We start from the raw sequence: 21,152 nt of genomic DNA, 5'->3' as shown, positions 1-21,152 counted from the left end.
GTTCTGGGCATGGCTCATGCGGCGGCCTGAACAGGCCTGTCGTGCGAGGAGACACGACTTACACTCGTCGGTATGAGCGTCATGCGTGAGGAACTGCACCACCTGGTGGATCAGTTGCCGGAGGCGGAACTGCGGCCGACCCTGGAGTTGATCCGTGGTCGCCTGGATGAGCACGAGGAGGCCGAGCGCGCTCTTCCGTTCTTCGCCTCCTTCGAGGCTGATTCCGATCTCGCCGAGCGGCATGAGGAGATCCTCCGTTCGGAGTGGGGCCGCTGAGGTGCTCCTGTGCGACACGGGTGTCCTTCTCGCGGCGGGCAATGTGAAGGACCGGCATCACCGAGCGTGCCTGCGGCTTCTCCGGCAGGCGGAAGGCCCACTGCTCGTGCCTTCCCCGGTGATGGGCGAGGTCGGTTATCTCCTTGACTCTCGGGTGGGCCCACAGGCCGAGGTGACATTCCTCAAGTCGTTCGGCGGCAATGGATTTCATGTGGCCGAGTTGGAGGACGAAGATCTCCCACGCATGGCCCAGCTCGTCGAGACCTACATCGACTTGCCGCTGGGGCTCGTCGACGCGACAGTGATCACCATCGCTGAACGTCTCAGGTTGAAGGAGATCGCCACCGTGGATCATCGGCACTTCAGAGTGGTCCGGCCTCGCCATGTATCGGCGTTCAGGTTGCTGCCCGATTGATCGGCGGCATGGTGCACCTGAGTGATTAACTGAGTGACGACGACCATGGACAAGCCTGGACAGTGGCGGATCACTGTGGACCGTATGACCAGTTCAGAGACGATATGGGTTCTGGCCGAGCCTCCGCCCGGTCTACATGTATCAGGTCAGCGCCGATGAGCTCCAGATCATGGAAGCCCGTGCCTATACCGAGCTACGCCGTCCGTTACGTGCCGTTCCCCTTCTCGTCGAGGTCCTGACCCGCTACGACGCCACCACACATCCGGGAACTCGCGTTGTACCTCTCCTGGCTCGTCGACGCTAACGAGCCGGAGGAGGCGGCGCGCACGGTCTCCCGGATGCTGGACCTGTCCGCCGACCTGACCAGCGACCGCACCACCCAGCGCGCCCGCGTGGTCCTGGCCTGGCTCAACCCCTACGCTGACGCCCCCCCAAGTGCGCGAGCTGTCGACCCGCTATCCCATGAGTGCCTGAGCTCGCCAGCGGACCGGTCTTCCCATGGATTCACCGGTCAGCTCTCACGGGGTTCGGCGCGGAAGGAGCATAGCTCCAACATCTCTGGGGAGAAGTGGAGACCGGTGATTCTGCTCGCTAGGACGAAGGATCTCTCGATCGGGAAGTCGATGGCCGGGCCGTCGATGTCGTGGTCGGGGTCTAGCCCGATCTCGCGCATCTCCTTGATGAAGCGGTCCGGATCGGTGCCTGACCGGTCGTCTGGAAGCACCGGTTCGAACTCGACGACCGGCTCGCCGCCGACGATGTAGGCGAAGGTGTCCGCGGCGTAGTCGTGGCGGCAGACCGACACGATCTCGGTTCCCCGACCGACCCGGGTGTATATCTCGGGGTCGGCGGCAAGTAGCCATCCTCCCGGTTCGACGACCAGGGTCCAGTCGCCGATCTTCGCGGTGCCGATGCAATCGGCTGCGTCGCACTCTTCCAAGGTGTTCTCGTCCACGGTGAATCTGCGAAGGACCTCATCGGGAGCAAGCCCCCGGACGAAGGACACGCAGTAGATCTCATCCAGGTCTTCGCAGTCGGAGAGCCAGCGGAACTCCTCGGGGCACTCGGTCATGTCGCTCCTTTGATCATGTGAGCGGCATCGTTGCAGCCGTCACCGACGAACGGGATGCGAAGCTCCGATTGGCGAAAGAATTTCAGGGGATGACCCGGGCTTCAGAGCTATCTCCTGGGTGACTAATCGAGTGACAACCGCCCCGGACGATGCCGGACGGCGGTGGACTGTCCTGGATGGTCAGCCCAGTTCAGATCCTTTATGGGCCCTGGTTGGGGACCCATTCGGTTTGCCTTACAAGCGAGATGTCACTGGTTCGAACCCAGTAGTGCCCACCAGCAGAAACGCCCCGTTTCCGATCAGGGAAACGGGGCGTCGTGCCATTAGCGTGCCATCAGCCGATCCGGGTGAGCACTCCCGGAGATCCGTCGTCGTCCGGGCGGACTTCCGAGACCTTGCCGTTCATCATGTCGGCGATCCTCCGGTCGGCTTCCGCCGTACTGCGCCGATAGATCATCGCCGCGCACGCTGTCATGCCCCCTGCGCTTTCTGATCGGCTGATGGCCACAGTGTGCCGAACGGGTGTCACGGGCGGCTGCTGCAGGTGAGGGAGGGGGGCGACGGCGTACCGCCGGCCAGGAAGCCGAAGGTGGTCGTGCCGGACGCCGGGAGCGAGCCGTTGTAAGGGGCGTTCGTCACCGTTACCGCGGAGCCGTCGGCGGCCAGCGTGCCGTTCCACACCTGGCTGACCGTCTGGCCGTTGCCCGGCGTCCATCTGACGGTCCATCCGCTGATCGCCGAGCCGCCTGCCGTCACCGTGACCTCACCCTGGTATCCGCCCGGCCACGAGTTCGTGGTGCGGTAGCTCGCGGTGCAGGCACCCGCAGACGGGGAGGCCGACGGGGTGACCGAAGGTGAGGATGAGGGGGTGACCGAGGGCGAGGGCGAGGTCGACGGGCCGCCCGGCGGCACGTACGGGCACTTGTTGCGATACATCGAGATGCCGGTGGAGTCCATCAACGGACACAGGAACCGGGTGTACCGGGTGTCGTTGTCAACGAAGATCTTCAGCCACGGGATCAGCGTCCGCATCTCGGTGGTGTTCGCCCTCGTCGCGAACAGGTGGTCCACGCCGGCTATCTCCACCCAGGCGTTCTGCGCCGTGGCCGGGAGAGTGCTGTACAACCCGTTGAGGTAGGACGGCGTGACCACCGTGTCCCTCTGCCCGGAGATGAACATCGTGGGCACCCGGTTGTCGGCCAGGCTCAGGTTCCCCGTGGGCGAGCCGGGTGCGAGCCCGACCGCGGCCTTCAGTGAGGGCCGCCGGAGCGCCGCGGTGAGGGCGCCGGCGCCACCCGCGGAGTGGCCGACCACCGACAACCGGCTGGGGTCGACGCGGTCGCGTACCGGACTCCGCTGAGTGAGATAGTCCAGGGCGGCGAGCAGCTGGGTCGCTCGGGCGTCGGCGCCGTCGGTACGGCTGATGGTCTCGATTCCGATGACGACGAAACCGAAGGACGCGAGCCAGGGACCCATCCAGGCCTCTTCGTTGGCGAACAGGGCGGAGTAGCCGGGCACGATCGCGACCGCGCCGAAAGTCCCCTGGCCGGTGTCCGTCGGATAGTAGATCACCCCACCGCCGAGGCCGTTCCCGGACGGCACGCTGATCTGCGCTGTGGCGAAGGTCCCCCTGGTGGCGGACACACTGGCCAGGGTGGGGTCGGGACCTCGCTGATAGGGATTGTCGGCGGCCGATGCCGGCCGAGTCGCGACGGTCACCGCGAGCAGCCCGAGGACGACGACCGCCGCGGCCATCGCACGCCTCACCCACCCGTTCTGTGACCCGGGCTCTGATCGGACCCTCCCGGCGGTATGAGGCGCCGGAGTCTCACTCACACGTCGTCGCACTGTGGTGTTCCTTCTCTTCGGGTGAGCCCCTCATCGGGGTCAGCACGTGGCGGCCATCGCCGAGTGGTCTTCGGTACGGAGTCTCAGCTCCGCACCGGTCGCCTCCTCGTCCCGGCACCGGAACGCACACCACGAGGGCGTCGTGCTCGGCGGCCTCTGCATCACCACCCGGTAGTGGAAACCGCTCCGGGGCCTCAGTGTGGAAACGCCCCTGAAACGTGTCAAGATTCGTGTAAAAATTTCGGCGACCCACTCCGGCGTATCCGCGTCCTATGGTGTGTCGGCACAGGAAATCGCCGATAAGGGCAATTGAAACTTTCATCACGATCTTGCAACTGATCCGGTTGGCGCGGCCCGGACCCTCGGTTGGGGATCCCGGACGGATCACGATTCGAGAGGCGCCGGCCGTTCGGCCGTCCTGGAGGGATCACTCAGAGGGGGAGGCGGGCCAGGAGCCGCCCGTCGCGTGGCGCAGTCCGGCGAAGGCGCGGTCGGCGTCGGCGACCGCCTCGGGTCGCACGTCGTGTGCGGTCCGCCCGTCGGCGATCTTCTGCCAGTTGGTCCGGGCCAGTACGCGTTGGACCGCGATCACCTGGGCGGCCTGCAGCCGGCCCCGGACACCCGGGTCGAGGACGGCGGCCAACGCGTCCTCGTCGTCGAGCATGTACTGCAGGAGCCGTCCCGCCAGGCTGGGGGTGGTGAACACCAGCCGATGGAACGCCACCACCTCGGGGTGGTCGTTGAGGCCGGTGACCGGCTCGAAGCGATCGAGACCCTCCCGGAAACGCCGGTGCAGCGCCGTCATCGGCTCGATGCCGGGGCGCCGGTCGCGGACCACGCGTGCGGCCTCGCCGTTGTGGTCGGCGAAGCGGTGCAGGATCAGGTCCTCCTTGGTGGCGAAGTAGCGGAACAGCGTCGGTTTCGACACCTCGGCCGCCGCGGCGATGTCGGACACCGACACCTGGTCGAACCCATGCGCCAAAAACAGCGAGATCGCCGCGTCGGCGATCGCGTCCCGGGTTCGTACCTTCTTGCGGGCCCGCAGCCCGACCGGCTCGCTCACCTCATCAGGGTAACATTTGTTACTAGGTTGCGTTTTTAACCCGGTAACGAAAAGATGGCGGCCATGGAACCGACGAACAGACACCCACTGCACTCCTCCGGCGACGGCGAGGCCGCCATGACACCCGCGGGAGGGTCTCCGGTGCTCGTCACCGGGGCGACCGGACGCATCGGCCGCGCCGTGGTCGACCTGCTGACCGACGCGGGCGTGCCGGTCCGCGCCCTCGTGCGCCGCCCCGAGTCGGCGGCGACGCTGCCCGCCGGCGTCGAGATCGTCACCGGCGACCTCACGGTGCCCGAATCACTGGAAGCCGCGCTGCACGCCGTCGGCACGGTCTTCCTGGTCTGGACCGCCCCGCCGCAGACCGCGGCGGCCGTCGTCGACCGGCTGGCCGCCCGCGCACAGCGGGTCGTCTACCTGTCCGCACCGCACCGGACCCCGCACCCGTTCTTCCGGCAGCCGAACCCGATGGCGGCGCTGCACGCCGAGATCGAGCGGCTCATCGCGGCCACCGGGCTCGACGCGACGATCATCCGGCCGGGGATGTTCGCGTCGAACGCCCTGATGTGGTGGGCCGCCGCGATCCGTGGCGAAGGCGTGGTCCGGTGGCCGTACGGCGCGGCCGAGACGGCCCCGGTCGACGATCGGGACGTGGCCGAGGTCATCGCGAGGACCCTGCGCGAGGACGGACACGCCGGCGGCGACTACGTCCTGACGGGCCCCGAGCCGCTCACCCAGGCCGAACAGGTACGTGTCATCGGAGACGCGCTGGGCCGCCGGCTGACGTTCGAGGAACTGCCGCCCGACGAGTTCCGGCGCGAGGCCCCGGAAGCCGCGCGCCCGGCCGTGGACATGCTCCTGGCGGCGTGGAACGCCGCGACGGGACACCCGGCGTACGTCACCTCGACGGTGTCCGACCTCCTCGGAAGGCCGGCGCGGACCTTCCGCCAGTGGGCCACCGACCACGCCACATCGTTCACCGGGGATCCCGCCCGATGAACCGGCCGCTCTCCTGACGACTCCACTCACGCCCCGCCGTCCCCGGAGCCGGTTCCGTCAGGGGCCGTCTTCGGTGGCTCACCGGTCCTGATCCCGGGAAGCGGACGATCGTGGTCACGAACGGGATGGCGCGGCGTCCCGACCTGGACGGGGAGCTGCTGGCTCACATCCTGCTGGGCAGCCTTCAGAGCGAACCGGTCCTGCGGTTGCTGGAACGCGGGGAGTCGACGCGGCTGGCCGCGTCGCTGCGCGTCATGGCCTCCGGGATGCTCGCGACCTCCGGCTCCTGAGGGTGGATGAAAACGCCACGGCGGCGGAAGGACACGGGGGCATGGACGAGGGCGTCCACGCGGGCGGCGGGGACGTCGAAGGGAAACCGGAAGCGCCGGAGCCACCCGGTCTCGGTTGAAAACATGAGGGGTCTACATATTTTCGGTATGCCGGATTACACTCGGGGCGTCCTGAAGCGGATCACACGGAGGTGTCCATGAGGAAGATGACCGTCCGCCGCAAGAGTGCGGTGCGCCTGCTGTCCGGCGCCCGCCGGCTCTGGATCGAGTGGTGCTGGTAGCTGCCGAGACGGCGGGCGCTCCCGGGCGCCCGCCCCTGCGGTGATCGGCCCCGCCGTGATCGGCGAGCCGGACGGCTACGACTGCCATCGCGACCACGGACCGTACGCGGGAGTCGCGGCCTTCCTCGGCCGGATCGCCGCCGACCGTCCCCGTCTGGCGTCCCGCCACCGGGTGGAACTGCACGCCATCGCACCCTGGCTCGACCACGCGGCACGGCCGGCCGCCGAGGAGGAGCCGATCCGGTTCCACCCCGCCCGGCGCACCGCCTTCCTGGCCTACGGCGCGGCGGAGTTCGTGGCGGCCTGGGCGGATACGCTCCGGCACCCGGTCACGGTGCGGTTCGACCACGTCGGCGACGCCGACGAGACCACCCGCGAACTGCTGGACGCGTTGACCCGCCGGGTCGGGTCGTCTCCGGTGCGTCTGAACCTGTGTGACGGCGGCGTCCACGAGCCGGCGGCGGAAGGACCGGGGCCGGAGGAGATCCGTGCGGCCCTGGGCGACAGCCTGGCCCGCGGCTTCTACCACCACGCGGCCCGGGTCGCCCGGAGCGGGCGCGCCATGGTGACCCCGGGCGGCGATCTGCGGCACTGGTGGGCGTTCACCACCGGGCTGGCCACCGCCCTGGCGGCGCTGGATCGCGCCGCCGAAGCACTCGACCTCTACCATGAGGCGCGCGCCGCCACCGACGACCCGAAGATCACCATGTCGGCCGCATACGCCACCGCCATGCTGTACGCCAGGCACCTGCCGGCGGCGGAGCAGGATCCGGCGCGGGCACGGCACTGGCTGGAACGGGCGCTCCACCTCGCCGCCGGACTGGACGACCCGCGGCGGCGGACGCTGTCCACCGTCTTCTACGAGCAGGGCCTGGCGCTGCTGGACGCCAAGGCCGGTGAGCCCGCCCGCGCGCTGCGGATGATCGACGACGGGCTGGCCCGGCTGGAGGCGGTGCTCGCCCCAGGGGAGCGCCCGCAGGACCTGGCCCGGTTGCGCCACAACCGGGCGCAGGTGCACCTGGCCCTGGGCGATCCGGCGCGGGCCCTGGCCGACCTCGACACCGTGATCGCACACGACCCCGGCAACTGCGAGTACTACGTGGACCGGGCGGCCCTGCACCGCGCGGCGGGCCGTTCCCGGGCCGCGATCAGGGACTACGGCACCGCGATCCGCCTGGGACCGCACCTGCCCGAGGCGTACTACAACCGGGCCGTGCTCCAGCAGGAGCGGGGCCGTTCCACGCGGGCGCGCGGCGACCTGGAGTGCGCGCTCGCCATCGACCCCGGGCACCTCGACGCCAGGATCGCCCTGGTCAACCTGCAGATGGAGCACGGCGCGCTCGACGAGGCCGAGGCGGGCGCACGGGCCGGGCTGGCGCTGGCCCCGCAGGAACCCGCGCTGCTGTGCACCCTCGGGCTGATCCGCTCGGAGCGCGGCGGCCTCGCCGAAGCCGACGAGCTGCTCACCCGCGCCCTGGCCGGGGATCCCGAGCTGGTCGAGGCGTGGACGAACCGGGCCGCCGTCCGGTTCGAACGCGGCGACGCGGTCGCCGCCGTGGCCGACCTGGACCGGGCGGTGGCGCTGTCGGCGGCGCCGGTGCCCCGCTACAACCGGGGCACGGCGCTGATGCGGCTGGAACGGTGGGACGAGGCCGCCCGCGACTTCGCTCACGCGCTCGCCCAGCCGGACCTGGACCGGGGGCTGCGACGCGACCTGCGCGCCGAACTGGCCCGCTGCCGTCGCGCCACGGCCGGGCGACGGCCGGACGGCGGCTGAGAGCGACCCGCGCCGCCGTGTCCCGCAGTGGGGCCGGTTCTGCACCGGATCCTCACATTCTCTGCGTCCGGCCGTCATGAGAGTCTGTTTTGATCGTCGCCACCGAGGGGACCCCGGCTGACCGCGTCCCGCCGTGGTGGCCGTCCCGGCTTCCCCTCCGGGCGGAGCCGGCGAAGATCGTCACAGTCACCGCGGAGGGAATGTCATGGTGGTGAAGGAACGGCTCACGAAAGCATCGGCCGGCGCGCCGGGGCTCGCGCTGATCGGCGCGCAGGCGGTCGCCGGTCTGCTGCTCCTGTACGCGGGGTCCTTTCCCGGGACGGCCCCGCTCTGGACGCCGCCCGTCCTCCTGGTGTTCCTCGCGCTCGGCGCGGTCTGGCTCGTCCGCCTCGTCATCGTGCTCTCCCGGCGAGGGCACCGGCCGGGCGTCGGGCGGAACCCGCTGCGCTGGGCGGCGCCGCCGCTCATCGGGATCCTGGTGCTCGCGTTCCCCGGACAGGTGGGGCGTTCCCGGTTCGCCTTGTCCGAGGAGAGCTTCCAGCGGGTCGCGCGCTCGGCGATGCAGGGCGGTCCGGACTGGAGGACGGGTCGGGCGACGCTGGGATCGTTCGACGTCGCCTGGGCCGAGCGGCACGGGGAGACCGTGAGATTCGCCCTGGCCGGCGGGGGAGACGGCACGCACGAGCACGGCCTCATCTGGAGCCCGCGGGGCGAACCGCCGCTGCCGGAGGACGAGGGCCACGAACCCGACGTCGAGCATTTCCGCGGTCCCTGGTACCTGTGGAGCGAGAACTTCTGAGCCCGCGGGGACCGGCCCGCTCACCGGCGGCCGGGAGCGGACAGTCGCGGGCGGGGGCGGTTTCCCGGGGTTATCGTGCGGGGCATGAGCCCCCTGACTGTGCACGACATCTGCGACTCCTACGTCGACGACTACGCACGGTTGAACCCCGTCGCCGCCACCGAGGCCGGCATCGGCGGCCACGACGACCGGCTTCCCGACCTCTCCCCGGACGGCCACGAGGCCCGCGCGGAGCTCGCCCGGAGCGCCCTGGCCCGGGTCTCGGCCGCGCACCCGGCCGACGGGAGCGAACGCGTCGCGCGGGCGGTGTTCGCCGAACGGATCGGCCTGGAGGTGGAGACGCACGAGGCCGGGTTGCCGCAGGCGGCCCTCAACGTGGTCGCCAGCCCCGTCCAGAGCATCCGGTGGGTGTTCGACCTGATGCCCGCGGAGACCCCCGAGGACTGGGAGGTCATCGCCAGGCGGCTGGGCGCGGTGCCGCGGGCGCTCGCCGGATACCGGGCGTCGCTGTCGGCCGAGGCCGGAAGGGGCCGGGTGGCGGCGGCGCGGCAGGTACGGCGGGTCATCGCGCAGTGCGAGACCTGGTCGGCCCCCGACGGCTTCTTCGCCGGCCTCGTCCGGCCGGCCGACGTGGGGGACGCGTTGCGCGCCGACCTGCGGGCGGGGGCGCACGCGGCGGCCGGCGCCTACGCGGAGCTGGCCGTCTTCCTCCGGGACGAGCTCGGGCCGAGGGCCGCGGCAGCGGCAGCGGCCGGGGACGCGGTCGGCGAGGAGTCGTACGGGCTGTGGTCGCGGACGTTCCTCGGCGCGAGGGTGGACCCCCGTGAGGCGTACGCCTGGGGCTGGGAGGAGTTCCGCCGCGTCGAGGCGGAGATGGCCCTGGTCGCCGGGAGGATCCGGCCGGGGGCCGGCCCCGCCGAGGCCGCGGCGGCGCTGGATGCCGACCCCCGCCACCGCGTGCGCGGGGAGGACGGCTTCCGGGCGTGGATGCGGGAGCTGTCCGACCGGGCGCTGGCCGACTTACGGGGCGGTCACTTCGACATCCCGGACGAGCTGATGCGGCTGGACTGCCGGATCGCGCCGCCGGGCGGCGGGACGGGCGCCTACTACACCAACCCGGCCGAGGACTTCAGCCGGCCGGGCACGATCTGGTGGTCGCTGCCGCCGGGCAGGGCGGAGTTCCCCGTCTGGCGTGAGGCCAGCACCCTCTATCACGAGGGCGTGCCCGGACACCACCTGCAGATCGGCACGGCGGTGGCGACGCCCGGCCTCAACCGGTTCCAGCGGCTGCTGTGCTTCATCGACGGCCACGGCGAGGGCTGGGCCCTCTACGCCGAGCGGCTGATGCGCGAGTTCGGCCGGCTCGACGACGCCGCCCTGCTCGGCATGCTGAACAAGAGCCTGTTCCGGGCCGCGCGTGTGGTGCTCGACGCGGGCATGCACCTGAGGCTGGAGATCCCGGCGGGCGCCGGTTTCCACGAGGGGGAGCGGTGGACGCCCGAGCTGGGGGCCGAGTTCCTGCGCACCAGGACGCTGACGGACCCGGACCGCGCGGCCGACGAGATCGACCGCTATCTCGGCTGGCCGGGGCAGGCGTCCTCGTACAAGCTCGGGGAGCGGCTCTGGCTCGATCTGCGCGAGGAGGTCAGGACCGCCCGGGGCGCGGAGTTCGACCTGAAGGACTTCCACACCCGCGCCCTGCGCAGCGGCCCGGCCGGGCTGGACATCATGCGGGAGCTCCTGACCGGCCCCTGACCGGCGACTTTCTTTTCGGTCATGAATATTAGTAAATATCATCTCCAACAATGAGCTAAGTCACTGTGTGAACAATTACGGGAATCTCTTGCGGTATTCCCGGGGCGTGCTTATGGTGGGCAACTGTGCAGGGTGGCCGACGTCGTCAGGCCGGGCCGCCTGAGCGAGGACGGTTGCCACCCATCTGGTCTGGAGAGTGAGGACTGGCTCCTAGCTAGCACCATCCTGCCTGCGGCGAGCCATTCTGCCGCCGTTCTCTCCGGGGTCGCCGGCCTTTCGTCGTGCCGGTGACCGTGCAGGAGACGTCATGCGCCCGTGCGTTCCGCGCCGCGTCGCCGGGTGATCCGTTCGAAATGCGGCACCGTGCCACCCGGAATCATCCCGGTATTCGCACCACTGTCATTCCCATTTCCCTTTCAAGGGGGTTGCTGTGCGCAAAGAGGCTGTCAGCAGAACGGAACGACCCTCCCAGGCCGACGTCGTCATCGTCGGCAACGGCGCTCTCGGCCTGTTCCTGGCCGACGAACTCGTCGAGCGCCGCATCGGCTCCGTCGTCGTGGTCGGCCCGAGCCACCGCGAGGGCGGCGCGAGCCAGGCCGCCGGCGCCATGATGGGCTGTTTCGGCGAGACCACCACGGAGTCGCTGCGCACCGACGCCTCCCGTACCAGGTTCGAGCTCGGCGTCGCCGCCCACGACCGCTGGCCCGACGTGCTCGACCGGCTGGAGGGGTACTCGTCGACCGGCTCACCGCTGCTGGTCGCCCCCGACTCCCACGTGGTGCTTAACTCCATCGGCGCCGACCTCGACACGGTCAACTTCACGGCCATGATCGACGCTCTGGACGAGTACGGAAAGCCGTGGGAGGAGATCGACCCCGAGGAGATCCCCGGCTTCCGGCCCAGGCGGGACACCCGCGCCCTGCGCGCGGTCCACCTGCCCGCCGAGGGCGCCGTGGACGCGCGCGGCGTGCTGGACGCGCTGGAGGCCCGGCTGCGCGAGACCGACACGATCATGATCGACCAGACGGTGCGCACGCTGGTCAGGGACGACGGGGCGGTCACCGGCGTCGAGCTGGACGACGGCCACGTCATCGAGGCGGGCACCGTGGTCGTCGCGGTGGGCGCGCGCAGCGAGGCGCTGGTGCGGACCGCCCTGGACGACCTCGACATGGTGCCGACCTTCCCCGGGCTGGGCTTCGCGATGCTGGCCCGCCGTACCGGGGGCGAGCCGTTCCGCAGCGTGGTCCGCACGCCGAACCGCGGCTTCGCCTGCGGGCTGCACGTCGTGCCGGGCCCCGGCGACCTGGAGTACTACGGCGCCACCAACCGTCTGGTGGACCAGGTCTCCAGCGTGACCTGGATGGCCGACGTCCGCTTCCTGGCCCAGTACTCGATGCAGCAGCTCGACGAGCGGGTCGCCTCGCACGAGGTCGTCAGGTGGCTGGCCGGGAACCGCCCGGTGACGCTCGACGGCTTCCCGCTGATCGGGTGGCTGCCCCTGGCCGGCCTGTACCTGCTGACCGGGACCTACCGCGACGGGTTCCACTGCGCCCCGCTGCTGGCCGAGCACGTCGCCAACGAGCTGCAGGGCAAGCCGGGGACCATCGACCCGATGTTCAGGCCGACCCGCGCGCCGATCGAGACCAGGACCATCGAGTGGTCCGTCGACGAGTACGTCGAGCACAACCTCGCCGCCTGGTTCGAGACGGGCGCGGAGGCCGCGCCGCAGATGACCACGACGCAGATCGCCGACTACTACCGGGCGATGGCCGTGAAGTTCTACGACACGATGGACATCGGCTACGCGCTCGGCCCCGACGTCCTCTGGTACGCGCAGGGCAGCCTGCTGGGCGCGCGCCGGGTCGCGCGCTACTTCCACCGCCTGTCCGGCCGGAGCGGTTCGCGGCCGGTGGGCGCGGGGGCGGGGGAGGCGCGGCGATGACCGTCTCCCGGGAACCCGTGGCGGAGACCGTCCGGCGGATCGTCGACAAGCAGCTCAACCTGTCCGCCCACGGATACGAGCTCCGCGTCGACGACGACCTGTGGAACATGGGCATGACCTCGCTGACCTGCATGGGGCTCATGCTCACCGTTGAGGACACCTTCGAGATCGAGCTGCCCGAGGAGGCGCTGCGGGAGGGCACCTTCCGCACCGTCGGCACGATCACCGCGGCCGTCGAGGCCGCCATGTCGGCGCACGAGGCGCACGAGGCGCACGAGGAGCGCGAGAAGTCCGAGGGGAGGGTGTAGGAGACGATGCCGAGGATCGAGCCGCGCCCGACGAATCCGTCCCCGCTGCTCCACGACCCCGAGGAGCGCCGCTTCCCGCTGTCGGCGGGGCAGGAGCGCCTGTGGTGGCTGCGCCAGCTGGACTCGTCGCACGACCAGTACCACATCACCGGAGGCTGGCGGTTTCCTGCGGGGCTCGATCTCCCGGCGCTCACCGCCGCGCTCGCCGGCCTGACCCGCCGCCACGACATCCTGCGCACCCGGTTCGTCCTGCGGCCCGACGGGACGACCGAGCAGGAGGTCGCCGACGAGGCGGAGGTGCCCGTCGTCCGGGCGGGCAGCGAGTGGCGGGCGGCCGTCGAGCGGGCCGCGTCCGAGCCGTTCGATCTGTCACGGCCCCCGCTGCTGCGAGTGGTCACGGCGGAGCTGGAGGACGGGCACGGCCTGTTCGCGGCGCTGCACCACATCGTCACCGACCGGTGGTCGATGGACGTGCTGGCCCGCGACCTCTTCGAGCTGTACGGCGCGGCGTCGGCGGGGCGGGCGCCGGGCCTGCCCGCCCTGCCGGTCCAGTACGGCGACTACGCCCGCTGGCAGCGGAGCCTGCTGACGGACGACCTGCTCGGGCCGGGGCTCGCGCACTGGGAGCGGACGCTGGCCGGCCACGAGCGGCTGGAGCTTCCCACCGACCGGCCGCGCACCGCGCGGGACGACGCGACCGGCGCGAGCCTCGTGGTGGAACTGCCCGAGGAGGACACCGCGGCGATGACGGCGGTCGCCTGGCGGGCCAGGGCGAGTCCCGGCGTGGTGGTGACGGCCGCGCTGGTCGCGGCGCTGGGCGCGTTCACCGGGCAGGACGACGTCGTCATCGGGGCGATCGTCTCCGACCGTCCCCGCCCGGAGCTGCAGGACCTGATCGGCTTCTTCGTCAACACCGTGGTCCTGCGGGTGGACGTGTCCGGCCGGGAGACGGCCTTCCGCGAGCTGGTGACCCGTACCCGCGACGTGTGGCTGGCGGCCGACGCGCACCAGGACGTGCCCTTCGAGCGGATCGTGGGAGCGGTGCGGGCCGGCTCCGGGGAGCGGCGCAACCCGATCTTCGACGTCGTGGTGAACCACGCGGGGGACCGTACGGCGCTGGCGGAGGCCCCCGGCGCGCCGGAGTGGTGGTACCCGGAGCTGCCGGTGACCGCCCGGTTCGACCTGTCGCTCACCACGCAGACGGTGGACGGACGGCTGCGCGCCACCTTCGTCTACCGTCCCGCCCTGTTCGACGAGACGACGATCGCCGCGCTGGCGGAGCGCTACGTCCGGCTCCTCACCCAGGGGTCGGCGGCGCCCGACCGGCCGCTGCGCGAACTGGACCTCGCCGGGAGACCCGCTGCGGCGACGGTCGCCGCCGACCCGGCGCCGCGGGCCACGATCGTGGAGCTGGTCGAGGCGCAGGCCGCGCGCCGCCCCCGGGAGACGGCGGTGACCGGCACCGCCGGGGAGCTCGCGGGGGAGGAGCTCTCCTACGGCGAACTGAACCGGCGGGCGAACCGGCTGGCCAGGGACCTTTCGGCCCGCGGTGTGGAACGGGGGCGGGTCGTGGCCGTCTGCCTGGAGCAGACCACGGACCGGTTCGTCGTGCTGCTCGCCATCGCCAAGTGCGGCGCCGCGTACTTCCCGCTCGACCCGGGCTTCCCGCCAGGCAGGCTGCGGTTCATGCTCTCCGACGCCGGGGCGGTCCTCACGGTCGTCAGCCCGTCGCTGGCCCACCGTGTCCCCGCCGCCGCCGCGCCGCCGCTGGTGCTCGGCGATCCCGGCCCGTCTGGCCCGGACGGCCCGGACGGCCCGGACGGCCACGACGCCGGGAACCCGCCGACGGCCGCGCGTCCGGGCGACCTGGCCTACCTGATCTCCACCTCCGGCTCGACCGGCGCCCCCAAGTCGGTCGCCGTTCCGCACAGTGCGCTCAGCAGGCTCGTCGCCGGAGCCCCGCACTACCTCGACATCGGCCCCGGCACGACGTTCCTGCAGGCCGGGCCGCTCACCTTCGACGTGTCGGTCCTGGAGTGGGCCCCGCTCGCGCACGGCGGGCGCGTCGTGGTGACCGGCACCGGCGCCCTGCTGGAGGACCTGGAGGCCGTCGTCCGCGACCACGGCGTGACCACGCTGAAACTGGTCTCCCCGCAGCTCGACCTCCTCGCCGAACGGGACCTGCGGAGACTGTCCGGCCTGCGGCAGCTCGTCGTCGGCGGTGATGTGGTCAACCCCAGGAGCTTCCGCGCCGCCCGCGAGCTGCTGCCCGGCTGCCGGGTCACGGCCTCCTACGGGCCCACCGAGTGCACCGTGCTGGCCACCGTCTTCGACGGGGAGCCCGGCGACGGCCGCGTGCCGATCGGCCACCCCATCCCCCACACCCGCCTGTACCTCCTGGACCGCGACCTCCGCCCCGTCCCGGACGGCATGCGCGGCGAGATCCACCTCGCCGGCGACGGCCTGGCCCGCGGCTACCACGACCGTCCGGGGCTGACCGCGCAGGCGTTCCTCCCCGACCCGTACGGCCCGCCGGGGTCCCGCATGTACCGCACCGGGGACGTGGGCCGCCGGCTGCCCGGCGGCGCCGTCGACTTCCTCGGCCGCGCCGACCGCCAGGTGAAGATCCGCGGCTACCGGATCGAGACGAGCGAGGTCGAGCACGCCCTGCTGCGCCACGGGGCCGCCTCGGCCGTCGTGGTCCGCGCCGAGACGGCCACCGGCCCGGCCCTGGTCGCCTACGTCGTGACGGACGGCGCGGACGGGTCCGGGGACGTCGCGGCGCTGCGTGACCGGCTGCGCGAGACGCTGCCCGCCTACATGATCCCCGACCACCTCGTCCGGATCCTGCGCGTCCCGCTGACCCCCAACAACAAGGTGGACCGCGCGAGCCTGCCACCGGTCGACCCATCGACCGCCCCGCCCCACCCCGGTACGGCCGCGCCGCCGGGAAACGGCCTGGAGGCGAACATCGCCGGGGCCTGGTCGCGGGTGCTGGGCCGCCCCCTCGCGGCCGGAGAGGACTTCTTCGACCACGGCGGCCACTCGCTGCTGGTGCCGCGGGCGACCGCGGCCGTCCGGCGGCTGCTCGGCCGGGAGGTGCCGCTCCGCCTCATGATGCGCCACCGCACGCCGGCCGCCTACGCCGCGGCGCTCCTGACCGAGACCCTGCCCGCCGCCGACGCCGCCCTCGACGCCGGCCTCCGCCTGGAACGGCGGACCTGGCACGGCCGGGCCCTGGGCGGCGACCGGCGGGTGGACCTGTTCGTCCCGGACGGCACGGCCGCGGTGACGAGGACCCTGGTCGTCCTCGACGGCTCGGACTTCGCGGACGTCATGCGCCTCCCGGCGGTCCTGGACCGGCTCGTCCGCGACGGCCGCGTCCCCGCGGCCGCGGCGGTCTTCCTCAGCCCCGCCGACTGGTCGTCCCGCCGCCGGGAGCTCCTCGACGACGCCTACCCGGACCTGCTCGCCGACGAGCTGCTGCCCGTACTGCGCGACCGGCTGGGTGACCGGTGGCGGCCGGGCCGGGCGGTCGCGGTCGGCGCGAGCCTCGGCGCGGTCGCGGCGGTCCGCGCCGCGCTGCGCCGCCCCGACGTCTTCGAGGGGGCGGTCGCGCTGTCCGGCCCGCTGAGCGAGCACCGGCTCGGCCCGGCGGCCTCCGCCCCGGCCCGGCTCTTCCTGTACGCGAGCCGGGAGGAGGCGGACATCATGCTCGACGACGGCCTCGACCTGGTCGAGGCCGTCAAGCGCACCGGCGAGGAGCTGACCGCCGGCGGCCACGCGGTGCGGTGCGAGTACGGCGACGGCGGCCACACCTACGCCGCCTGGGAGTCGGTGCTCCCGGAGGCGATCTCCTGGGCGTTGAGAGAGGACCGAGCGCGAGATGTCCGATGACGGAGAGTTCCTCGTCGTGGTCAACGACGAGTACCAGTACTCGATATGGCCGGCCGGCCGCGACCTGCCCGCGGGCTGGCGGCCCGAGGGGAGTCCGGCGCCGAAGGCGGAGTGCCTGGCCCGCATCGACGCGAACTGGACCGACATGCGGCCGCGGAGCCTGCGGGAGGCCACGTGACGCCGACCGTGTGCGACCTGTTCGAACGGCAGGTGCGGGAACGGCCGGACGCCACCGCGGTCAGGACCTCCGGCGGGTCGTGGACCTACGCGGAGTTCGGCCGGATCACGGCCCGCCTCGCCGCCCGGCTGCGGCGCGGCGGCGCCGGACCCGGCGGGATCGTCGGGCTGGTCGCGCCCCGCGGGCCGCAGGCGCTGACCGGCATCGTCGCCATCCTGCGCTCCGGCGCGGCCTGCCTGCCGCTGGACCCCGGCGACCCGCCGCCGCGCAACCGGGAGGTCCTCGACGGCGCCGGATGCCGCCAGGTGCTCGCCGCCGCCCCCGCCGGGTGGCTGCCCGGAGCCCAGCTCATCGACGACCCCACGCTGGCGGACCCGGAGGACGAGGCGGAGGTCCCACCGGCCGCGCCCCACCCGCTCGACCTGGCCTACGCCATCACCACCTCCGGCTCGACCGGCCGCCCGAAGGTCGTGGGCGTGCCGCACGAGGGCCTCGCCAACCTGGTGACGGCCTCCATCGAGGACCTCGACCTCATCAGGCCGGACGACGTGATGCTGTGGACGCTCGCGGTCACCGTGGACAGCACGATGCACGACGTGCTGATGCCGCTGTGCTGCGGCGGCTGCGTCGCCGTCCCCGACCCCGGAGACCTGCCCGCGACCAGGATGCCGCACGCCGTACGGGCGCTGGGGGCGACCGTGCTGGAGATCCCGGCCGCGGTGCTCGGCCCCTACGGCGGGTCGCTGCTGCCGCGGCTGGCCGGGGCCGGGGTGCGGCTGGTGATCACCGGCGGCTCCCAGCTCGACGGGCCCGGCCTCGCCGACGCCGACCCGCTGGTCGTGTGCAACGGCTACGGACCCACCGAGACCTCGGTCGCGCCCCTGTGGTATCGCTGCGACAAGTCCACGCCGCGCTGGGCGCCGATCGGCAGGCCGATCCGGGGCGTCCGGGCCTACGTCCTCGACGAGGAGCTGAACCCCGTCCCCGATGGGGCGGCGGGCCAGCTGTACATCGGGGGCGTCGGCCTGGCCAGGGGATACCTCGGGCTGCCCGGCCGTACGGCGGCGGTGTTCCTGCCCGACCCGTTCGCCGGCGCCCCCGGCCGGCGCATGTACGCCACCGGGGACCGCGTACGGCGGCGGCCCGACGGGGAGTACGTCTTCCTCGGCCGCACCGACGACCAGATCAAGATCAGCGGGTTCCGCGTCGAGATCGGAGAGGTGGAACACGCCCTGCGCGGATGCCCGGGGGTGGCCGACGCGGCGGTGCTGCTGCGCCGGGACGCCCCCGGAGGCGCGGCCCTCGTCGCCTTCCTGGCCGGCACGCCGCTGTCCGATGAGGAGATCTCCGGCCGCCTCCGCGACCGTCTGCCGCGGCACATGGTTCCGCGTTTCCACGTGTGGCTTGACCGTCTTCCCCTGAACCGGCCTGGGAAGATCGATCGTGCGGCGCTGGCGGAGATGCCCTTCGCCGATGCGCGGGCCGACCGGAGGAGGACCGACGATGTCACATGAGACCGGGCACGCGACGTCACACGGAACCGGCGACGGGACCGGACGGCCGAGGATAGCCCTGATCGGCGGCCGGCCCAAGCTCGTGCGCAAGGCCCACGAGCTCGGCATGGGCGTCGTCTACATCCAGCAGCCCGGCCAGTACGACCGGGCCCACTGGCCCTACGTCGACCAGGCGCTGCTCGTCGACTACACCGACACCGGACGGCTGCTGCCGCTGGTGCGGGCGCTCCACCGGGCGTATCCCTTCGACGGCGTGGTGTCGCTGTACGAGCTCGGCGTCCGGCCCGCCGCGGAGATCGACCGGATGCTCGGGCTGGGCTGGCACTCGCTGGAGACGGTTGACCTGCTGCTGGACAAGTGGCGGATGCGGCGGCGGCTCAACGAACTGGGCGTCAGCCCGGTCGCCGCCGCCGTGGGGGAGACCGAGCGGGACCTGCGGGAGTTCGTCGCGGCCCACGGGCTGCCGATCTTCGTGAAACCGGTCTGCGAGGCGGGCAGCATCGGCGTGTTCGCCGTACGCGACGAGGCGGACCTCGCGGCGATCCCGGCGCGCTTCCGCGAGCTGGAGGCGCGGTTCGACAGGTCCGACCTGGCCGGGCCCCTCGACCGGTTCCTCATGGAGGAGTTCCTCGACGGGCCGGAGATCAGCGTGGAGACGCTGAGCTTCGGCGGCCGCCACGTCCTCGTCGGCGTGACCGACAAGGTGCTCGGCGGGCCGGGCTTCGTGGAGGTCGGCCACTCCTGTCCCAGCCGGCACCCCGAGCCGCTGCTGCGCGAGGTCGAACGGCTGGTCATGACCTTCCTCGACGCGGTCGGCCTGAGCGACGGCCCCGGCCACACCGAGGTCAAGCTGACCGGCCGAGGACCGCGGATCATCGAGTCGCACACCCGCATCGGCGGCGACCGGATCAACGAGCTGACCGAGATCGCCTACGGCGTCGACATGGACCGCCACGCGCTCGGCTCGCGGCTCGGGCTCATCGAGCCGCTGACCAGGTCGCCCCTGCCGCGGGCCGGCGCCGCGATCCGCTTCCTCACCCCGCCCCCGGGGAGGGTGACCGAGGTGACCGGCGTCGAGGACGTCCTCGCCGACCCCGCGCTGGTGGAGCTGGAGATCTCGGTCCGGCCGGGGGACGAGGTGCCCCCGCTCACCTGGAGCGAGGAGCGGGTCGGGCACGTCCTGGCGCGGGGCGGGACGGCCGAGGAGGCCGCCGCCGCGTGCGAGCGGCTGGCGGCGATGGTCGCCATCCGCACCGAGGCGGTCCCGTGAGCGTACGCGCGCCGCAGTCGGACGACAGCAGTCCCCGTTTCCGCGACACCGTACGGCGGCTGCCCGCGCCGGTGTGGATCCTCGGCCTCGGCATGCTGGTCGTCCGGGTCGGCAACTTCCTGCCGGTCTTCATGGTCCTCTACCTCACCAGCCGGGACATCCCGCCCGCGGCGGCCGGGCTGGTGCTCGGCGGCGCCGGGCTGGGCAACGTCCTCGGCAACGCGGTCGGCGGCTACCTCGCCGACCGGATCGGGCGCCGCTGGACCATCGTGGCGTCCATGCTGGCGACGGCGGGGCCGACGGCCGCCATCCCGGCGTCGGACTCGCTGCCCGTGCTGGTCACGCTGGCCTTCCTCGCCGGTACGGCCTCCCAGGTCTACCGGCCCGCGTCGGCCGCGCTGCTCATGGACGCCACGACGACCACCCAGCAGCGGCTGGCGGCCTTCGCCGTGCACCGTTTCGCGATGAACGTCGGCGCCGCGATCGGCGGCGTGCTCGGCGGGTTCCTGGCCACGGTGTCCTACGTGGCGCTGTTCGTCGGGAACGCCGTGGCCTGCCTGCTGTTCGCCGCCATAGCGGCCGTCCTGCTGCGGGACGTGGCCCGCGCCCCGGACGACCCGGAGCCGGACCCCGCCGCCGGGACGCCGCAGCCGGGCTACCGCCGGGCGCTCGCCGACCGCCGCCTGCGGCGCTTCCTGCTCATGACGCTGATCGCCGAGTTCGTCTACATCCAGTCCACCGTCGGCCTGCCGCTGCACATCGACGCGCACCACCTGTCCGCGGCCGACTTCGGCCTGCTGATGGGCCTCAACGGCGTGCTGGTCCTGCTGCTCGAACTGCCGGTCACCGGCCTGGTCTCCCGCCGCACCCCCGGCTACGTCCTCGCGCTGAGCAACGTCCTGACCGGCGCCGGCCTGGCCCTGACCGGCCTGGCGGGCGGCATGGGCTGGCTGGCGGCCACCGTACTGCTGTGGACGCTCGGGGAGATGCTGTACGCCTCGATGGCCAGCGCCCACCTGAGCGACCTCGCTCCGCCCGCCATGGCCGGGCGCTACCAGGGCCTGTACGGCGCCGCCATCGCGGCGGGCACCGGCGTCGGACCGATCATCGGCGGCGCGGTGTACGCCCTGGACGAGTGGGCGCTGTGGGCCGTCTGCGCGCTCGGCGGCCTGGTCTCGGCCTGGCTCTGCCTGCCGGGCCGGGAGGGCCGCGTCCCGGGAGCCGGGAAGGGATCCGCCGGGCTCGCCTGAGCGGCGAGGAACCGCACACCGGAGAGGCACTCACCGGGTCCGCCTGAACGGCGGGCCCGGTTCGTCGTGTCCGTAGTGTCTCCGGCTCCCGGCCTCGCGCTCCGGCCCCGCACTCCGGCCTCGCGTTCCACGCGCGTTCCGGCGGTGGGACGCCGGATCCGGCCGAATGGGAAGAAGATCCGGTCCTGCGGCGAAGGATGGGTGATCGCAACCGAAAT

General features: G+C 72.4%; 18 protein-coding genes and 1 tRNA gene. 15 read left to right on the top strand and 4 right to left on the bottom strand.

The annotated features are described in order from the left end of the window. Positions 1 to 72: 72 nt before the first annotated feature. Together AB0D67_RS16865 and AB0D67_RS16860 are read left to right on the top strand one after the other, a co-directional pair. Positions 73 to 276 (top strand): hypothetical protein, encoded by a 204-nt coding sequence (locus AB0D67_RS16865; RefSeq protein ID WP_362935543.1) that lies wholly within the window; start codon positions 73 to 75, stop codon positions 274 to 276. A 1-nt stretch (position 277) separates the two neighbouring features. After that, positions 278 to 691 carry a PIN domain-containing protein gene (locus AB0D67_RS16860; RefSeq protein ID WP_362935540.1) on the top strand — a complete coding sequence of 138 codons (414 nt, stop codon included), beginning with the start codon at positions 278 to 280 and terminating at the stop codon, positions 689 to 691. A 511-nt stretch (positions 692 to 1,202) separates the two neighbouring features. On the opposite strand, the gene AB0D67_RS16855 is transcribed toward AB0D67_RS16860, so the two are convergent. Beyond that, positions 1,203 to 1,763, bottom strand: coding sequence for a DUF6461 domain-containing protein (locus AB0D67_RS16855; RefSeq protein ID WP_362935537.1), 561 nt, complete (start codon positions 1,761 to 1,763; stop codon positions 1,203 to 1,205). Positions 1,764 to 1,966: 203 nt separating this feature from the next. Between AB0D67_RS16855 and AB0D67_RS16850 the strand changes: the two genes are divergently transcribed. Further along, positions 1,967 to 2,041, top strand: a tRNA-Ser gene (locus AB0D67_RS16850). Between the two features lie 56 nt (positions 2,042 to 2,097). On the opposite strand, the gene AB0D67_RS16845 is transcribed toward AB0D67_RS16850, so the two are convergent. The 3 genes from AB0D67_RS16845 to AB0D67_RS16835 all read right to left on the bottom strand — a co-directional run bounded on the left by AB0D67_RS16845 (position 2,098) and on the right by AB0D67_RS16835 (position 4,674). Beyond that, a complete protein-coding gene (locus tag AB0D67_RS16845) occupies positions 2,098 to 2,238 on the bottom strand; it encodes a hypothetical protein (protein ID WP_362935534.1) in 141 nt (46 codons plus the stop codon). Between the two features lie 50 nt (positions 2,239 to 2,288). Next, entirely contained in the window at positions 2,289 to 3,530 is a 1,242-nt protein-coding gene (locus AB0D67_RS16840) for a cellulose binding domain-containing protein (protein ID WP_362935531.1), read from the bottom strand. 508 nt (positions 3,531 to 4,038) lie between these two features. Next, positions 4,039 to 4,674, bottom strand: a complete 636-nt coding sequence (locus AB0D67_RS16835; protein ID WP_362935528.1) for a TetR family transcriptional regulator — start codon at positions 4,672 to 4,674, stop codon at positions 4,039 to 4,041. Positions 4,675 to 4,737: 63 nt separating this feature from the next. Between AB0D67_RS16835 and AB0D67_RS16830 the strand changes: the two genes are divergently transcribed. The 12 genes from AB0D67_RS16830 (at position 4,738) to AB0D67_RS16775 (ending at position 20,934) form a co-directional block, all read left to right on the top strand. Beyond that, positions 4,738 to 5,673, top strand: a complete 936-nt coding sequence (locus tag AB0D67_RS16830; protein ID WP_362935525.1) for an NAD(P)H-binding protein — start codon at positions 4,738 to 4,740, stop codon at positions 5,671 to 5,673. A gap of 110 nt (positions 5,674 to 5,783) precedes the next feature. After that, positions 5,784 to 5,963: a hypothetical protein gene (locus AB0D67_RS16825; RefSeq protein ID WP_362935522.1), complete on the top strand. Its 180-nt coding sequence runs from the start codon at positions 5,784 to 5,786 to the stop codon at positions 5,961 to 5,963. Positions 5,964 to 6,299: 336 nt separating this feature from the next. Then, positions 6,300 to 8,021: a tetratricopeptide repeat protein gene (locus AB0D67_RS16820; RefSeq protein WP_362935519.1), complete on the top strand. Its 1,722-nt coding sequence runs from the start codon at positions 6,300 to 6,302 to the stop codon at positions 8,019 to 8,021. Between the two features lie 205 nt (positions 8,022 to 8,226). Next, positions 8,227 to 8,820, top strand: a complete 594-nt coding sequence (locus AB0D67_RS16815; protein WP_362935516.1) for a hypothetical protein — start codon at positions 8,227 to 8,229, stop codon at positions 8,818 to 8,820. 84 nt (positions 8,821 to 8,904) lie between these two features. Continuing rightward, entirely contained in the window at positions 8,905 to 10,575 is a 1,671-nt protein-coding gene (locus AB0D67_RS16810) for a DUF885 domain-containing protein (RefSeq protein WP_362935513.1), read from the top strand. Between the two features lie 430 nt (positions 10,576 to 11,005). Next, positions 11,006 to 12,517 carry an FAD-binding oxidoreductase gene (locus tag AB0D67_RS16805; protein ID WP_362935510.1) on the top strand — a complete coding sequence of 504 codons (1,512 nt, stop codon included), beginning with the start codon at positions 11,006 to 11,008 and terminating at the stop codon, positions 12,515 to 12,517. Continuing rightward, a complete protein-coding gene (locus AB0D67_RS16800) occupies positions 12,514 to 12,825 on the top strand; it encodes a phosphopantetheine-binding protein (RefSeq protein WP_362935507.1) in 312 nt (103 codons plus the stop codon). Before AB0D67_RS16805 ends, AB0D67_RS16800 begins: the two co-directional genes overlap by 4 nt. A 6-nt stretch (positions 12,826 to 12,831) precedes the next feature. Then, entirely contained in the window at positions 12,832 to 16,722 is a 3,891-nt protein-coding gene (locus AB0D67_RS16795; RefSeq protein WP_362935504.1) for an amino acid adenylation domain-containing protein, read from the top strand. Then, complete coding sequence (locus AB0D67_RS16790) at positions 16,712 to 16,900, top strand: MbtH family protein (RefSeq protein ID WP_362935501.1); 189 nt, start codon at positions 16,712 to 16,714, stop codon at positions 16,898 to 16,900. The genes AB0D67_RS16795 and AB0D67_RS16790 overlap by 11 nt, the downstream gene beginning before the upstream one ends. Further along, complete coding sequence (locus tag AB0D67_RS16785; RefSeq protein WP_362935498.1) at positions 16,897 to 18,414, top strand: amino acid adenylation domain-containing protein; 1,518 nt, start codon at positions 16,897 to 16,899, stop codon at positions 18,412 to 18,414. The genes AB0D67_RS16790 and AB0D67_RS16785 overlap by 4 nt, the downstream gene beginning before the upstream one ends. Continuing rightward, positions 18,404 to 19,684 carry an ATP-grasp domain-containing protein gene (locus AB0D67_RS16780; protein ID WP_362935495.1) on the top strand — a complete coding sequence of 427 codons (1,281 nt, stop codon included), beginning with the start codon at positions 18,404 to 18,406 and terminating at the stop codon, positions 19,682 to 19,684. Before AB0D67_RS16785 ends, AB0D67_RS16780 begins: the two co-directional genes overlap by 11 nt. Further along, entirely contained in the window at positions 19,681 to 20,934 is a 1,254-nt protein-coding gene (locus AB0D67_RS16775; RefSeq protein WP_362935492.1) for an MFS transporter, read from the top strand. The genes AB0D67_RS16780 and AB0D67_RS16775 overlap by 4 nt, the downstream gene beginning before the upstream one ends. The last annotated feature ends 218 nt before the right edge of the window (positions 20,935 to 21,152 follow it).

This window comes from Streptosporangium sp. NPDC048047 (assembly GCF_040653115.1).
Lineage (GTDB): Bacteria > Actinomycetota > Actinomycetes > Streptosporangiales > Streptosporangiaceae > Streptosporangium.
Note: the sequence above shows the minus strand (reverse complement) of the source record. Positions and strands in the feature narration are given on the sequence as shown.